The organism is Methylobacterium isbiliense (genome assembly GCF_022179325.1).
GTDB classification, from domain to species: domain Bacteria; phylum Pseudomonadota; class Alphaproteobacteria; order Rhizobiales; family Beijerinckiaceae; genus Methylobacterium; species Methylobacterium isbiliense.
In genome coordinates this window covers 1-14,917 of sequence record NZ_BPQQ01000008.1, presented here as the reverse complement: position 1 = coordinate 14,917, position 14,917 = coordinate 1, and the positions used below count along the sequence as shown (strand labels likewise).

At 73.2% G+C, this 14,917-nt stretch carries 11 protein-coding genes; 9 read left to right on the top strand and 2 right to left on the bottom strand.

The window, feature by feature from the left end:
- Positions 1-40: 40 nt before the first annotated feature.
- The 4 genes from MFF61_RS03540 to MFF61_RS03525 all read left to right on the top strand — a co-directional run bounded on the left by MFF61_RS03540 (position 41) and on the right by MFF61_RS03525 (position 5,906).
- Entirely contained in the window at positions 41-1,597 is a 1,557-nt protein-coding gene (locus MFF61_RS03540) for a caspase family protein (RefSeq protein ID WP_238233738.1), read from the top strand.
- 246 nt (positions 1,598-1,843) lie between these two features.
- A complete protein-coding gene (locus MFF61_RS03535; RefSeq protein WP_238233737.1) occupies positions 1,844-3,598 on the top strand; it encodes an adenylate/guanylate cyclase domain-containing protein in 1,755 nt (584 codons plus the stop codon).
- A gap of 188 nt (positions 3,599-3,786) precedes the next feature.
- Complete coding sequence (locus MFF61_RS03530) at positions 3,787-4,812, top strand: phosphatase PAP2 family protein (protein ID WP_238233736.1); 1,026 nt, start codon at positions 3,787-3,789, stop codon at positions 4,810-4,812.
- 77 nt (positions 4,813-4,889) lie between these two features.
- The gene (locus MFF61_RS03525) at positions 4,890-5,906 is read left to right on the top strand and encodes a G1 family glutamic endopeptidase (RefSeq protein ID WP_238233735.1); all 1,017 of its coding nucleotides are present in this window, start codon (positions 4,890-4,892) and stop codon (positions 5,904-5,906) included.
- Between the two features lie 12 nt (positions 5,907-5,918).
- On the opposite strand, the gene MFF61_RS03520 is transcribed toward MFF61_RS03525, so the two are convergent.
- Positions 5,919-6,233 (bottom strand): hypothetical protein, encoded by a 315-nt coding sequence (locus tag MFF61_RS03520; RefSeq protein ID WP_238233734.1) that lies wholly within the window; start codon positions 6,231-6,233, stop codon positions 5,919-5,921.
- 218 nt (positions 6,234-6,451) lie between these two features.
- On the opposite strand from MFF61_RS03520, the gene MFF61_RS03515 reads away from it, so the two are divergent.
- From MFF61_RS03515 to MFF61_RS03500, 4 genes are all read left to right on the top strand, one after another.
- Positions 6,452-7,207 carry a helix-turn-helix transcriptional regulator gene (locus tag MFF61_RS03515; protein WP_238233733.1) on the top strand — a complete coding sequence of 252 codons (756 nt, stop codon included), beginning with the start codon at positions 6,452-6,454 and terminating at the stop codon, positions 7,205-7,207.
- A gap of 200 nt (positions 7,208-7,407) precedes the next feature.
- A complete protein-coding gene (locus MFF61_RS03510) occupies positions 7,408-8,613 on the top strand; it encodes an HlyD family secretion protein (protein ID WP_238233732.1) in 1,206 nt (401 codons plus the stop codon).
- A gap of 5 nt (positions 8,614-8,618) precedes the next feature.
- Positions 8,619-10,589, top strand: a complete 1,971-nt coding sequence (locus tag MFF61_RS03505; protein ID WP_238233731.1) for a glycosyltransferase family 2 protein — start codon at positions 8,619-8,621, stop codon at positions 10,587-10,589.
- Positions 10,590-10,616: 27 nt separating this feature from the next.
- Positions 10,617-11,699 carry a cache domain-containing protein gene (locus tag MFF61_RS03500; RefSeq protein WP_238233730.1) on the top strand — a complete coding sequence of 361 codons (1,083 nt, stop codon included), beginning with the start codon at positions 10,617-10,619 and terminating at the stop codon, positions 11,697-11,699.
- Between the two features lie 78 nt (positions 11,700-11,777).
- Here MFF61_RS03500 and MFF61_RS03495 read toward each other — a convergent pair whose 3' ends face one another.
- Positions 11,778-14,204, bottom strand: a complete 2,427-nt coding sequence (locus MFF61_RS03495) for a putative bifunctional diguanylate cyclase/phosphodiesterase (protein WP_238233729.1) — start codon at positions 14,202-14,204, stop codon at positions 11,778-11,780.
- 495 nt (positions 14,205-14,699) lie between these two features.
- Here MFF61_RS03495 and MFF61_RS03490 point away from each other — a divergent pair.
- Positions 14,700-14,917, top strand: a 218-nt coding sequence (locus tag MFF61_RS03490; protein WP_238233728.1) for a hypothetical protein, incomplete at its 3' end; no start/stop codon positions are given.

The window sequence follows — 14,917 nt, the reverse complement described above, 5'->3', positions numbered from 1 at the left end:
AGCGGGCCGAGGCTCCGCGCGAGAACGCGGAGTGTGGGGGATGAGAAGCGGTGTTCGGAACCTGACGCGCGGCCTGCGCCGCCTCGGCCTCGCGGCCCTGGCCGGCTTCGGGCTGTCGGTCGCCCTGGTGAGCGGAACGGACGCGGCGACGGGCGAGCGCCGGGTCGCCCTGGTGATCGGCAACGGCGCCTACCGGAACGTGCCCGCCCTCGACAACCCGCTCTCCGATTCCAAGGCGGTGGCGGCGGCCCTCAAGCGCATCGGGTTCGAGGTGGTCGAGGGCTACGACCTCACGCTCGACGCGATGCGCGGCCTCGTCGGCGACTACGCCGCCAAGCTCGACGGCGCGAAGGTCGCGGCCGTGTACTATGCCGGCCACGGCGTGGCGGTGGCGGGCGAGAACTACCTCCTGCCCACCGACACGGTGCTCAAGAGCGAGGCCGACCTCGACTTCCGCACCATGAACATCAATCTCGTGATGCGGCAGATGCAGCGCGAGGACCGGGTCAACCTCGTGATCCTCGACGCCTGCCGGGACAATCCCTTCGCCAAGGAACTCGCGCGCTCGATCAAGTCGCGCTCGGTCGCGGTCCGGAGCGGGCTGAGCGAGATCGCGGTCAATTCCGCGGCCGGCACGCTGATCGCCTTCGCCACCGACCCGGAGAAGACCGCCCTCGACGGCACGGGCGGCCGCAACAGCCCGTTCACCGCGGCCCTCCTCAAGCACCTGGAGACGCCCGGCGTCTCGATCAGCACGGTCATGGACCGGGTGCGCGAGGAGGTGTGGCGCTCCACCGGCGAGAAGCAGCGCCCCTGGGTCAACACCTCGATCATCGGCGAGTTCTACCTCAACCCGGTCGCCGCGCCGGTCCAGGTGGCGGCCGCCACGCCCGAGGGGCTCGGCAGCGCGCTGCCGGCGGCTCCCGCGGCGCTGGCCGCCCCGCAGGCCTTCGCCGCCCCGCAGGCGCTGGAGATCAAGCTGTGGGAGGCCGCCGAGCGGTCGAACACCACCGAGGATTACAAGGCCTACCTGGAGGCGCATCCGAACGGCTACTTCGCCCAGATCGCCCGGAACCGAATCGCGCGGGCGGGGGGCGCCGGCCGGCAGGCGGTTGCGGAGACCGACCTCAAGGAGCCCGGCACGGCGAAGAGCGAGGGCGACCTGAAGCTCTCGCCCAGGGAGCGCACCGAGACGCAGATGCGGCTGCGCGCCCTCGGCTTCGATCCGGGCGGCGCCTCGGGGACTTTCGGCCCGGGCACCCGCCGCGCCCTCACCAACTGGCAGAAGACCCGCCAGCTGCCCGAGTCCGGCTACCTGACGAAGGCGCAGCAGACCGCCCTGTGGGAGCAGAGCGAGGCCGACTACCAGAAGCTCCTCGCCGCCCGTCCGCCGGTGGAGCGCACCGCCAAGCCCGCCGCTCCGCGGCCCGCCCGCCCGGCGCCCAGCGCCGAGGCGGCCGCCGCCCCCGCTGCGCCCCCCGCGGCGAGGCCCGCGCCGCAACAGCAGCAGGGCGGGGGCGCCTCGCTCGGGGAGGTCGGCAACTTCCTCGGCGGGGTCGGCAATCTCGTGGGCGGCATCGGCAGCCTGCGCCGCTGAGCGGCGGACCACCCGGCGGCGCGACCATCGGCACAACTGGACCCGTGGCCTGCGCCATGACAGTATTGGTTGTGACGCCTGAACCGGCCGGTTGTCCCGGATGTCTCAGCGAGACCTGCGCAGCCCACCGGCCCGGTCACCTCTCGCAGGACGAGGCGTTCAACACTCAGTCGAGCCGAGACGAGCCGGGGCCGCCCCGCCGCGGGGAACCTCCCGATCTCCTGGTCCAGAGACGGAAGGATCTCGATGAAGCGCCGTCCAGCCGCCATCCTCGTCGCGGACGTGGTCGGGTATACGCGCCTCAGCGAGCTGGCGGAGGAGGACACCCACCGCCGGTTGATGGCGTTGCGCGCGGGCGTGATCGATCCGGCGGTGGTCCAGGCCGCGGGCCAGGTGGTCAAGAACACGGGCGACGGCTTCATCGCGACCTTCGCGGACGCCGCCCCGGCGGCCCGGTGCGCCGTGGCGCTGCAGCGCGCGCTCGCCGAGGCGACCGCCGCCGAGCCGGAGGCGCTGCGCCTCTCCTTCCGGATGAGCGTCCACTTCGCGGACGTCATCGAGGATCACGGCGACATCTTCGGCGACGGGGTGAACGTGGCGGCCCGGCTCCAGGCCTACGCGGAGGCCGGCGACGTGGTCGTGTCGGAGGCCGTCTTCGCCACGCTCGATCCGGCCGAGAGGGAGCGCGCGACCGATCTCGGCGAGTTGCACCTGCGCAACCACACGCGGCCGGTGCGGGTCTTCGCGCTGCGGGCCGACCCGGCCGCGGGGCCGGCCCGCCGGGTCGGCGAGAGCCTCGCCGCGCTCGAAGCGCGGGCCTCCATCGCGGTGCTGCCCTTTCGCCTCACCAGCGACCGGCCTGGCCAAAGCTACGTGGCGGACGGGCTCGTCGACTGGATGGTCCGCTCCCTGTCGGGCTTCAAGGACCTGTTCGTGATCTCGCGCGGCTCGACGCTGGCCTATCGCCGCGGGCGCACCGACCCGATCTCGTTCGGCCGCAAGCTGGGCGTGCGCTACGTCATGGACGGCAGCGTGTGGCAGCATGCCGGACGGCTGCGGGTCGGGTCCGAGCTGATCGACAGCGAGACCGGCGCGGTGGTCATCGCCGACCATTACGAGGGCGCCCTCGACGAGATGTTCGAGCTGCAGGACCGCATCGCCCTCAAGCTCATCCGGACCATCGCCCCCCACGTGCGCGAGCGCGAGCTGCGGCGCGCCCTGCGCAAGCACCCGGAGAGCCTGACGGGCTACGACCTGCTGCTGCAGGCCGTCGACCTCCTCTACAAGATGGATGCGGACAGCTTCGCCCGCGCCCGGACCCTGCTGCAGCAGGCGATGGCGCTCGACCCGACCTACGCGCCCCCCTTCGCCTACGCGGCGTGGTGGCACGTCCTGCGGGTCGGCGAACTCGGCTCGCCCGACCCGGCCTCGGATGCGCGGGCGGCGGAGGACCGCGCCCGCACGGCGGTGGAACTCGACGGCAACGACCCGCTCGGGCTGGCGATCTACGGCCACGTCCAGGCCTACCTGCTGCGCGACCCGGAGACCGCCCGCCGCTTCCTCGACCGGGCGATCGCCGCCGGCCCGAGCGTCGCCACCGCCTGGTCCATGAGCAGCGCCGCGTACGGCTTCGCCGGCTCCGCGCGCCTCGCGGTGCAGCACGGCGAGACCGGGCAGCGGCTGGCGCCCGCCGACCCCTACACCTTCTGGCACGAGGGGATCCTGGCCCAGGCGCATTACCTCGACGACAGCTACGACCAGGCGGTGGCCTGGGCGCGCAGCGCGGTCGCCCACAACCCGTCCATCCGCTTCAACCTGCGCACGCTCGCGGCGAGCCTCGCGGCGGCGGGCTATGGGCGCGAGGCCGCGGCCGCGGCGGCCCACCTGCTGCGGGTCCAGCCGACCTTCCGGCTGAACGTCTACGCCCCCCGATGCCCCTTTCCCCCGCCGTTCCTGGAGCGCTGGCTCGGGCATCTGCGGTCGGCCGGACTTCCAGAATGAGTCTGCCGAATGGGCCCGCCCCATGAACTCATCGAGCGAGCCCGCCACCTGATCCCGAGGGCCGCGGGCATGACCCTCGGTCCGGTTCTTGAGCTTTCGCCGAACCGCCGGTTCGGCGTCGAACGATCGGGAGGCGGCCCGGCGAGGCGTCGGCCGCCCGGACAGGCGATGAAGGCGAGGGGGCGGCGATGACCGGCAACACGGGCAATACCGGGAACACGGGCAACACGGGCAACACGGGGAATACCGGCAATGCCGGGATCAGCGGCGATTCCGGCGGCGGCTGGATCCTCGCCGACCGGGCCGATTTCCCCTTCTCGCTCGAAGTCACCGGCGCCGGGGCGCAGATCGGCACGCTGCGCCGCGCGGTCCACATCCGCGACGAGACCCCCGGCGGATCCGCCCGAAAGGTGGTGGCGTTCCGCAACGCCGACGCGGCCGGCGCCGCCTCCGTCAGGTTCGACGACCGCAACTGGGCCGGCCGCTGGTACGCGTTCCGGGTGCTCAAGCAGTTCGCCGGCCAGACCTGGAACACCCCGGCGCTGCACAACCAGCTCGCCGACATCCTGCTCGCCCTCGCGACCCCCAGCGGCGGGACGACCGGGCAGGCCGTCGAACTCGATACGCTGGTCGCGCTGGCCCGCGACGAGCGCGCCGCGGCGATGGGCGAGATCCTGAACCAGGACGTCGAGTTCATCACCGCGTTCATGGAGGCCCTGGCGATGACCCCGGGCTCGCATCCGCGCACCTTCCGGCTGATCCACATCGCGAGCCTGATCGGCTCCTACGCGGCCCTGGTGTTCAAGGACGTCTTCGAGCGGCCGCGGCCGTCCTGGGAATGCCCGGCGCTCCTGCCGCCGGTGCCGGTGCCGGGGCACTCCGCCTTCCCGAGCGGCCACGCCACCCAGGCCCACCTGATGGCCGCCTGCCTGTCCTACGCCTTCGAACTGGCGGGCCTGCCGGCCGCCGATCGGACGGCGCTCGGCGAGACGCTCAAGGCCCTGGCCCGGCGGGTGGCGCGCAACCGCGAGATCGCCGGCCTGCACTATCCGAGCGACTCGCAGGCGGGCGAGGTGCTGGCGACCGCCGTCTTCGCGGTGCTCAGCGCCCATACCGGCACGCCGCTGGATCCCGCCTCCTACACGCTGCGCGCCTTCGGCGACGCCGCCATCAAGGCGGCACGGGAATTCAACGGCCAGCTGGTCCTTCCCTAGAAGGTCCTTCGCCCTAGAAGGTCCTTCGCCCTGGCAGGTCCTCCGCCCCGAGGATCCTGCCCGATGAGGAGCGCGCGATGATCGACCATGTGGGCGCCGGGCCGGAGACCGGCTCCGAGGAGCCGGCGGTCTACCACCATCCCCTGCCGCCGGCCGGCTTCGACCCGTCCAAGGCCCGGGACGTGGAGCTGCAGCGCTACGGCCTTCCGGCCGGGCCGGGCTTCGCCGCCGGGGCGGCGGCGGCCTTCCGCCGCGGCTTCCTGGCGCCGCCCCCGGACCGCCCGCTGCGCTTCGTGCCGGCGCAGAGGCCGGTCCTGGCGCTCGCCGCCGCCAGCGCGCCGGCGCGCACGAACCGGATCGCCGCCGGCCGGCTGCCCGTGCACAAGAGCGCGAACTGGTCGGGCGCCTCCCTGGCGCCGCGCGGCGGGCGGGACTTCGTGTCCGTGATGGGCCGCTGGACCGTCCCGGTCGTCACCGGGCCGGCGGGCGGGGAGGAGCGGCGCAGCTCGACCTGGATCGGGCTCGACGGACAGGGCTTCTACCAGGATTCCAGCCTGCCGCAGATCGGAACCCTGCAGATCTGGCACCCGGGGCCGCCGCCGCAGGCGGCCTACGAGACGTGGTATCAATGGTGGGCGCGCGGGCAGACGAACGCGCCCGAGCCGCTGCCGCTGCCGGTGACGGGGGGCGACGTGGTCAGCGCGATCCTCACCGTGCTCGATCCGACGACCGTGCGCTTCAACCTGAAGAACGAGACCCAGGGACTGATGCTGCAGGCCTTCGACGCCACCGCCCCCGGCCCCTGCCGGATCTCCGGGGCGACGGCCGAGTGGATCCTGGAGCGGCCGAGCCCGCTCGGATCCGACGGCTGGCACCCCTACGGCCTGACCGCCTACGCGCCGTTCTCGTTCACGGAGTGCGTGGCGCAATCGGCGGGAGCGGCGGGGGGCGCCCTGCAGGACCACGACCTCGCGCGGGCGCGCCTGATCCGGATGGCGGAGATCACCGCGGCGGCGCGCGTGCGCACGATCTCGCGGCCGAGCCTCGTGCCCGGCCGGCCGCAGGAGGTCCACCTGACCTATGTCGGCCCGTGAGGCGCGGTCCGCTCAGGCCGGTTCGAGGGCCGGCGCCGAGCAAGGCTCCGGCAGCGGCAGCGGCTCCGGCTCCGGGGAAGGATCGGCCGCGCACAGGGCCGCCCGCGCCCGGGCCTCCGCGGTGAGACGGCGGGCGAAGCCCAGCACGCTGCGCGCCGCCGCCCGCGCGTTCGCCGCGCGCGTCTCGGCATGAGGCATGCCGTCCCGCAGGGCGACGAAGGCCAGCGCCCGTAGATGCCGCGCCTCCGCGATGGCCTTGACCCGTATGGCGGCGATCTCGGTCGTCGTTCTCACGACCGTGAACTGATCTCCATCGAGCGGGCGCATCTGTTTCATCCTGGGACGACCCACGGGAACTAGCCGATTTCAGGACACATTCCCACCACATATGTGGCAAGAGCGACCGGCGTGCCGCTTCGGGGCGCCCGCCCGGAGCCGGTCGGCCCGGCCCCGCGAATCCGCCGCTTTGGCTTAACGAAATCCTTTCCCATCGCCCTACACGTTGAAGACGTACTACGGTCTTTTGCATGCAGGAGTTGCGTCGCATGCGTCACCGTCGCGGGGCCTCGCGCCCGCCATCCGCCGCGCGCCTCGGCGCGGCCGCGCTCCGGCTGGCGGCGCAGGTCGAGACGATCAGCGAACCCGCCGCGGTCGCGACGGCGTTCGCCGCCTTCCTGTCCGTCCTCGCCCTCGACCGCTACCTCGTCCTCGACGTCGCTCACCGGACGCCTCTGTCCCCGGACACGCTCGCGGTCCGGGTCCTCGCGTTCGACTGGCCGGAGGCCGACCTGCGCTGGACCGACGAGCGCAGGCTGGTGACGGCCGCGGACCTGATCCGGCGCGGCCTGAAAGCCGAACGCGTCTTCGGCATCGACGACCTGCTGCCCGGCCTCGGCGCCGCCATCCCCGGCCGCCCGGCCGGGGCGGGGGAGAGCCGCGGCCTGTGCGTGCCGGTGCACGGCCCGCAGGGCCTGTGGGGCTGCGTGTGCGTGGCCGGATCGGGCTCGTGCGGGCCCGAGATGCGGGCGGCCCTCGACCTGACGGCGCGCGCGGCGTTCGCCCGCCTGCGGGCGCTGGCCGGGCCGGATCCCGGCTGCGAGTCCCGGCCGGCGCCGAGCCCGCGCGAGCGCGACGTCCTCGTCTGGACCGCGCAGGGCAAGACGGCCTGGGAGATCGCCCGCATCCTCGGGCTCGCGCGCAGCACCGTCGAGGAGCACGCCCGGAAGGCCGGGCACAAGCTCGGCGCCCAGAACAAGGCCCACGCGGTGGCCCTGGCGCTGCGGGCAGGGATAATATCCTAGGAGTTGTAAACCCACAGAAATACGGTGGTGCAAACTACGTAGGCGTGTGCGATGAACGCCCGTCCGCTCGCGGTCGCGAGCCGGATCTCTCCTCGACCACCGTTGCCGCGCCATCGTCCCGGGCGCCGCCGGCGCGCGCCGGCGGACCGCCCCCGCGGACGGGCGTGCCCGGCACGCATCGCCCTGCCGCTCGAAGCCCCATGCGCGTCCTCAAGTTCCTCGTCGGGTTCCTGCTCCTCGGCGCCGGCCTCTACATCCTCGTGGGCGAGCACTTCGCCGGAACCTCCTCGGACGCCACCGTCAACGCCCGGATGGCGGTGGTGCGCGCCCCGGTCGAGGGGGAGGTCTCGCTCGCGCTGCGCAGCATCGGCGCCCGGATCGGCGCCGGCGAGGTGGTGGCCAACATCCTGGACGACCGCTTCGACACCGCGCGGCTGATCGACCTCGAACGCGGGCTCGACCTGCAGACCCTCGACCTCAAGCGGGTGCGCGCCCAGCGCGCCGCGCTCCAGACCGCCCGCAAGGCCTACGAGACCCAGGTCGCCGACTACCAGCAGGGGCGGGTGCGGCAGATCGAGGCGCGCATCGCCGAATCCCTGGCGGCCCAGGAGGCGGCCAATGCCCGGCTGAAGGAGGCCGACGCCTCGTGGAAGCGCGCCAACGAGCTGAGCGAGCGCGGCGTCCAGACCGCCGCCAACCTCGACCGCGCCCGCTCGGCCTCCGAGGTCGCCAAACAGGATCTGGAGAGCGCCCGCCAGCGCGCCAACTACCAGCGCGCCGAACTCGCCGCCGCCCGCAACGGCGTCTTCATCGGCGATTCCTACAACGACGCGCCCTTCTCCTCGCAGCGCATCCGCGAACTCGACCTGCGGCTCGGCGAACTCGGCGCCGAGGAGGACCAGATCGCCGCGCGCATCGCCCAGACCCAGACGCAGATCGCCGCCGAGCGGGTGCGGGTCAACAAGCTCACCTCCGCGGTGCTGAAGGCCCGCGCGCCCGGCGTCGTCTGGGACTTCCTCGTCGACGACGGCGAGTACGTGCGGCGGGGCCAGGACCTGCTGCGCCTCGTCGATTGTTCGAGCCTGATGGTGACCGCGAGCGTGACGGAGGCGCTCTACGACAGCCTGCGCCTCGGGGCCCAGGCCCAGTTCCGGTTCTACGGCGACGACCGGATCTTCAGCGCGACCATCACCCGGCTCGGCGGATCGGGGGCGGCGGGCCTCTACGCCAACCTCGCGGTCGGCCCGAGCGCCGAGCACCTGAAGCGCTTTGACGTCACGCTGAGCGTGCCGGACCTCATCGACCAGGCGGAGGCCGGCTGCACGGTCGGGCGCACCGGGCGGGTGATCTTCAGCCAGGGGCCGCTCGGGGCCTTCCGCGCCTTCGCGACCCGCTACGGGTTCTAGGGGCCGTGCTCAGCGTCTCGCCCCTGCTCTCCGCCTTCGCGGCCTCGGCGATCCTCCTGGGGCTCGGGTTTCTCGTCCTGCCCGCCCTCGACCGCACCCGGACGCTCTGGCGGGTGCTCCTCCTCGGCACCGCGGCCGCGCTGGCGTGGCGCTACATGGCATGGCGCCTGACCGCGACGGTCCCGCCCTTCGCCCTCGCGCCCGAACCGCTGCTCGCCTGGAGCTTCGCGCTCCTGGAGGGCCTGACGGTGATCTCCTCGACGCTCGCCTTCCTGATCCTCACCCGGCTGCGCGAGCGGGGCGGGGAGGCGAGCCGGCACGCCGGATGGTGGCGGCCCGGCCCGCCCCCGCGCGTCGACGTCTACATCGCGACCTACAACGAGGAGCTGGAGGTCCTGGAGCGCACCATCGTGGGCGCGAAGGGCCTCGACCACCCGGCGACGCGGGTCTTCGTCCTCGACGACGGGCGCCGGGACTGGCTGCGCGCGGTCTGCGCGCGCCACGGCATCGGCTACCTCGTGCGGCCGGACAACGCCCACGCCAAGGCCGGCAACATCAACCACGCCCTGCGGCGGCGCATGGCCGAGCCGGACGCCCCCGACTTCGTGGCCGTGCTCGACGCGGATTTCGTGCCGCACCGGAACTTCGTCAGCCGGGCCCTGGCGCTGTTCCACGCGCCCACGGTCGGCCTCGTCCAGACGCCGCAGCACTTCTTCAACGCGGACCCGATCCAGCACAACCTCGGCATCAGCGGCGCCTATCCGGACGAGCAGCGCCACTTCTTCGACAACGTCGAACCCTCCCGCGACGCCTGGGGCATCGCGGTCTGCTGCGGCACCTCCTCGATGGTGCGCACCCGCGCGGTGACGGCGATCGGCGGCCTGCCGACCGAGAGCGTCACCGAGGATTTCCTGCTCTCGCTGCGCCTCGCCGAGGCCGGCTGGGAGACGGTCTACCTCAACGAGCCGCTCACCGAGGGCCTCGCTCCGGAGGGCCTGCAGGAATACATCGTCCAGCGGGGCCGCTGGTGCCTCGGGATGATGCAGATCATCCGCAACGTCTACAATCCGTTCGGGCACCACGGCCTGCCGCTCCGGCACCGGTTGAGCGTCCTCGACTCGCTCCTCTACTGGTCCACCACCTTCCCGTTCCGGCTGGCGAGTCTCCTCTGCCCGCTCTTCTACTGGTACTTCGGGGTGACCGTGGTGAACGCCTCGGTGGTGGAGATCGTCGCCTACTATCTTCCCTATTACATTGCCGTGATGATGACCCTGAACTGGCTGTCGAACGGCCTGTTCGTCCCGATGCTGAACGACGTCTCGCAGCTCCTGGCGGCATGGCCGATCACCCGGGCGGTGGCCGCCGGGCTGCTGACGCCCGGGCCGCACAAGTTCCGGGTCACCGCGAAGGGCGGCGACCGCACCCGGGTGGTGGTGCAATGGCCGCTGATGCGGCCGTTCCTCGTACTGCTCGTTCTGACGCTCGGCGGGCTCGTGGTCTCGCTGACCTCGGACTTCGCCTTCAACTTCAGTCACGTGGCGGGCGACGGGCGGGTCATCATCCTGTTCTGGACGCTCTACAACCTCGCGGTGCTGGCCCTCGCCATCGCGGCCTGCATCGAGCGGCCGCGGGCGGACCGGCCGCTGCGCCAGCAGGTGGAGCGCGTGGAGCTGGAGATCGGCTCCCGGCGGCTCGGAGCGTGGCTCGTCACGCTCGGCGCCGGCGAGGCGCGCCTCTCGGGTCCGGCCGGACTCGCGCCCGGCCAGGAGGGACACCTCGTCCTGCCGGAGATCGGGCCGGTCGCGGCCCGGGTGCTGGCCGAGACGCCGGACGGGTGCCGGCTCGCGCTCGCGCCCGACCGCGCGCAGCAGGCGGCCCTGATCGCGCGGCTCCACACCGCCGAGGGCGCGCCCGGCACCGGGCGGGGCGACCTCGCGCTCATGCTGCGCGACCTCGCCCGCAGCCTCAGCCGATAGCTTTCGGGTCAAGGAGGGACGGACGCGATGGCACGCGCATCATGGATCAGCCTGAAAGGCGTGGTGTTCTTCGGCGGCGCGGCCCTGATGCTGGCGCCGGCCTTCGTGGCGGGGTCGATCTACGCCGGCGGGCTGCAGCAGCACACCGAGGTGCTGCTGGCCGAGAAGCTGCGCGCCCGGGGCGAGGTCGGGGCCGACCAGCTCGCGCGGCGCCTGCACCAGCTCTGGCAGGACGTCGACGGCCTCTCGCGCAGCATCGACCTCGCGCGGCTCGACGGGGCGCGCCACGACATCTCGCTGCTGGCCCGGCTCGACAAGCGCTACTCGTGGATCGGGGTGGCCAGCATCGAGGGGCAGGTGCTGGCCGCGAGCGGCGGCATCCTGGAGGGCGAGAGCGTCGCGCAGCGGCCCTGGTTCCGCCTCGGCCTCGAACGCCCCGCCGCAGGCGACGTCCACGAGGCGCAGCTCCTCGCCAAGCGCCTGGGCAACGGCCGCGATCCCTTGCGCTTCATCGACCTGTCGGCGCCCCTGCGCCGGGCGGACGGCAGCGTGGCCGGCGTGATCGGCGCCCATGTCGACTGGCGCTGGGTCACAGAGACGCTGGGGAGCCTCGGCGCCCCGGGCACCGAGGTGATCCTGCTCTCGCGCGACCAGCGGGTCCTGTACGGACCGCCCGACCTCGTGGAGAAGCCGCTCACCGTGGGGGCCGCGGCCGCGGCGGTGCGCGGGACCGGCACCGCCGTGACCCGCGAGGCGTGGCCCGACGGCAAGGACTACCTCGCGGTGAGCGTCCCGGCGGTGGGGCATGCGGACCTGCCGAGCTTCGGCTGGAGCCTCCTCGTGCGCGAGAGCGTGGACAGCGCGCTCGCGCCGACGCGGGACCTCGTGCGCTCGTTCTGGACGCTGCTCGGGACCGGCGCCTTGTTCGCCCTCGCCCTGCTGTTCCTGATCGCCGATTGGGTGGCGGTGCCGCTGCGCCGGCTCGTGGCCGCCGCCAGCGAGATGGAGACGCGCGCCCCGACGCACCCGCCCCACCCGGAATCCCGCTACGAGGAGGTCCGGCGCCTCAGCATCTCCCTGGTGCGCCTGCAGACGCGGCTGCGGGATTAATCGGCGGGACGGCCCCGGGGCCGACGCAACCCCGGCCCGGTGCCGGGCGGCGGCCCGGTGCCGGGCGGCCGCCCGGGCTCAGCCCTGGCGGCGGCGCGCGTGGTCGGCGAGGCGCGTCACCTGGGGCAGGGATTCGAGCAGCACGTCGCCGGTGAGCGGGGCCGGGCGGGGCGTGCCGAACAGCGAGCCCTGCGCGAAGTCGCAGCCGGCGCGCTGCAGGACGTCCCACTGCTCCTTCGTCTCGACGCCCTCCGCCACGATGACGCGGCCGAGCTGGTGGAGAAGGCGGATCATCGCCTCGACCACGCCGCGCTGCTCGCGGTGGACGAGCAGGCTGCCGATCACCGACACGTCGAGCTTGACCGCGTCGAAGGGGATGTCGCGCGGCAGCTGGAGCGAGGACAGCCCCTTGCCGAAATCGTCGAGGGCCACGCGGATGCCGCGGCGGCGCAGGGCCTCCAGGCGTTGCGCGATGCGGTGCCGGTCGTCGATCAGGATCGTCTCGGTGACGTCGAGCTGCAGGCGCTGCGGCGGAAGGCCGGTCTCGGCCAGCGTGGCATCGACGAGCGCCACGATCTCGTCGGTCCGCAGCTGCACGCCCGAGACGTTGACGCAGACGAGCGGCGCCCCCTCCCAGGTCACGGCGGCGCGGCAGGCCTCGCGCAGGACGAAGCGGCCGAGATCCACGATGGCCCCGCTCGCCTCGGCCAGGGGAATGAAGCGGCTCGGCGGGATCTCGCCGAGGATCGGGTGGTGCCAGCGCAGCAGCGCCTCGTGGCCGACCACCCGCCGGGTGGCGAAGGAGACGACCGGCAGGTAGACGACGCTGAACGCATCGGCGCGCAACCCCTCCGCGAGGTCGGCCTGCAGGGCGCGGCGGGCCTCGATGGCGCCGACGAGCGAGTCGTCGAAGCGGCAATGGCGGCTCCCGCCGTCGAGCTTGGCCCGGTCGAGGGCGAGGCCGGAGCGGCGCAGCAGCATCTCGGCCCCCGACCCGTCCTCGGGCCAGAGCGCGATCCCGACGCTGACGCTCACCGGCACCTGCCGGTCGGCCACCACCACGGGCGCGGACAGGTGCTCCACGATCTGGAGCGCCACCGCCTCGGGCGGCCGCTGCGGGCCGGTGCCGACCTGGATCACCGCGAACTCGTCGTCGCCGAGCCGGAAGACCCGATCGAGCGTGCCCGGCTCGACCCCCTGCACGAGGCGCTTGGCCAGGGTGGCGAGCACTTGGTCGGCGGCGGCGTGGCCGATCACCACGTTGATGTCCTTGAAGCGGTCGAGATCGATCCGATGCAGCGCGAAGGCCGCGTTGCTGCGCACGCAGGCGGTGATCTGCGCCCGAAGGGCCGCGTCGAAGGCGACGCGGTTGGGCAGGCCGGTCGCGAGGTCGCGCACCGCGATCCGTCTCAGGCGCCGATCCGCCTCGCGCTGCTCGCGCAGGCTGTTGACCGCGAGCACGGAGGTGCCGTCGCGCCAGGGCTTGGCCCGCACCTCCACCGGCACGGCGTCGCCCTCGGCCCGACGCAGGAGGGTCTCGAGGGAATCCGGCTCCTCGCCCATCCCGCAGGCCGCACGCAGCGGCGGGCTGCCCGGCTCCGTCAGTCCGTCGAGGCTCCCGCCGCGCAGCGCGTCGGCGGTGCGCCCGACCAGCCGGCAGAAGCTCGGATTGACGTCCAGGATGACGCCGTCGCGGCAGATCGCGATGCCTTCGAACGCCGCCTCCGTCAGGGCGCGCAGGCGATCGAGGGCGACCTCCAGGGCGGCCGCCCGGGCATCCGCCACGAGGCTGTGCGCGGCCAGGTGCAGGAGGAGCGCGCAGGCCGCCGCGACGCACCACGCCGCCGCCTCGCGCGGGACCATCAGGGCGGGAACGGTGATCGCGGCGTCCGGGACCACGGTGGCCGCCGCGAGGGCGAGGACGTGCATGCCGCAGATGCCGAGCGTCAGGAGCGCGCTCGCCGCGAGGCGGGCCGGCAGGCCGGGGCGGCCCAGGCCGAGCGTCATGGCGAGCGCCGAGAGCCCGGCGCCGGCCGCGACGGCGGCGCCCGCAAGCGGCAGATCCCAGACGATGCGCCCCGGGACGACGGTCCCTTCGAGGCCCAGCAGGTGCAGGCCCGCGAAGCCGAGCGCCAGGAGGACGGCCGCGAGGGCGGGTGCACCGGCCCGCGGCGACCGGGCGATCGCGAGCGTGGCGCAGACGAGGAGGATGCCGAGCCCGAACGCCGCGGCCATGCTCCCGGCCTCGAAGCCGAGGCTGAGGCCGGCGGGATCGTAGGCCAGCATGCCGAGCACGTGCGTGCTCCACATCCCGCCCCCGGCCGCCACGCCGACGACGAGATGGCGCGCGAGCAGATGCGGCGCGACAGGCCAGGAGGCCTGCCGGCGCCGGGCGACCGCCATGAGCGAGAACAGGGTGTAGGCCGTCGCGAACCCGATCAGCCCGTTGAGGGCCAGGAGGCCGGGGATGTGCTCATCCGTGATGCAGGTGAGCAGCCGGTACATCGCTCACGCTCTCAGCCGCCGCAACTCCCCCCTCTATGTCCGGCAAGGCTTGCTGGATCGTTAACGGGATCGCAATACGATCGTATTCACTCAGAAAAACAATTCTCCTTTATCAATTGTTTGCCTGGCATCTAGCCAGATTGCGCTATTCATGACGCAAAACACGACACCGGGCGGCAGCTTTTGTGCTGGAACCAAGGCCGCCATTGGTGGGGGCCGGCGGCGCCGGACGAAGCAGGAGCGTCCGACAGGCGTGCCGCAGGCGCCACGGGGAGCGTCCGACCGCGCCGCGCAACGGGCACGCAATGCTGCTGCAACACGGATCGGGCACGACGGCGTGGCCCGGTCGCGACGCGCCGGAGCAGGATTCTCAAGCGCCGTTCTCCCGCGCCTCCTCGCACCGGACCGGTCCCCACCTCGGCGGCTGAGCGCGCTCACCGCCGCGGACCCGGCCGCGGTGCGGCGAGGATCGCACAGCCCGCAGGCAGGTGACCGATGGCTGGCAACGACATCCCGACACTGGGCGACCTGTTCAAGGTCAACGCGGTGACGGATCATCATCTGAGTGCGGCCGTCGCGGCCTATCTCGCCGACCCGAGCCCGGGGCTGCGGGAGATCGCGAGCGGCATCCGGCTGGACATCGCGGCCGCCGTGGAGGCGCACGAATGGGCACGGCGCGTCGTGGCCGACGAGTCGATCATCGCCCAGGCCCG

What these genes read in the sequence shown, in the direction of transcription:
- MFF61_RS03540 (WP_238233738.1), top strand. Translation starts at nt 41, where the DNA reads ATGAGAAGCGGTGTTCGGAACCTGACGCGCGGCCTGCGCCGCCTCGGC.
- MFF61_RS03535 (WP_238233737.1), top strand. Translation starts at nt 1,844, where the DNA reads ATGAAGCGCCGTCCAGCCGCCATCCTCGTCGCGGACGTGGTCGGGTAT.
- MFF61_RS03530 (WP_238233736.1), top strand. Translation starts at nt 3,787, where the DNA reads ATGACCGGCAACACGGGCAATACCGGGAACACGGGCAACACGGGCAAC.
- MFF61_RS03525 (WP_238233735.1), top strand. Translation starts at nt 4,890, where the DNA reads ATGATCGACCATGTGGGCGCCGGGCCGGAGACCGGCTCCGAGGAGCCG.
- MFF61_RS03520 (WP_238233734.1), bottom strand. Translation starts at nt 6,233, where the DNA reads ATGCGCCCGCTCGATGGAGATCAGTTCACGGTCGTGAGAACGACGACC.
- MFF61_RS03515 (WP_238233733.1), top strand. Translation starts at nt 6,452, where the DNA reads ATGCGTCACCGTCGCGGGGCCTCGCGCCCGCCATCCGCCGCGCGCCTC.
- MFF61_RS03510 (WP_238233732.1), top strand. Translation starts at nt 7,408, where the DNA reads ATGCGCGTCCTCAAGTTCCTCGTCGGGTTCCTGCTCCTCGGCGCCGGC.
- MFF61_RS03500 (WP_238233730.1), top strand. Translation starts at nt 10,617, where the DNA reads ATGGCACGCGCATCATGGATCAGCCTGAAAGGCGTGGTGTTCTTCGGC.
- MFF61_RS03495 (WP_238233729.1), bottom strand. Translation starts at nt 14,204, where the DNA reads ATGTACCGGCTGCTCACCTGCATCACGGATGAGCACATCCCCGGCCTC.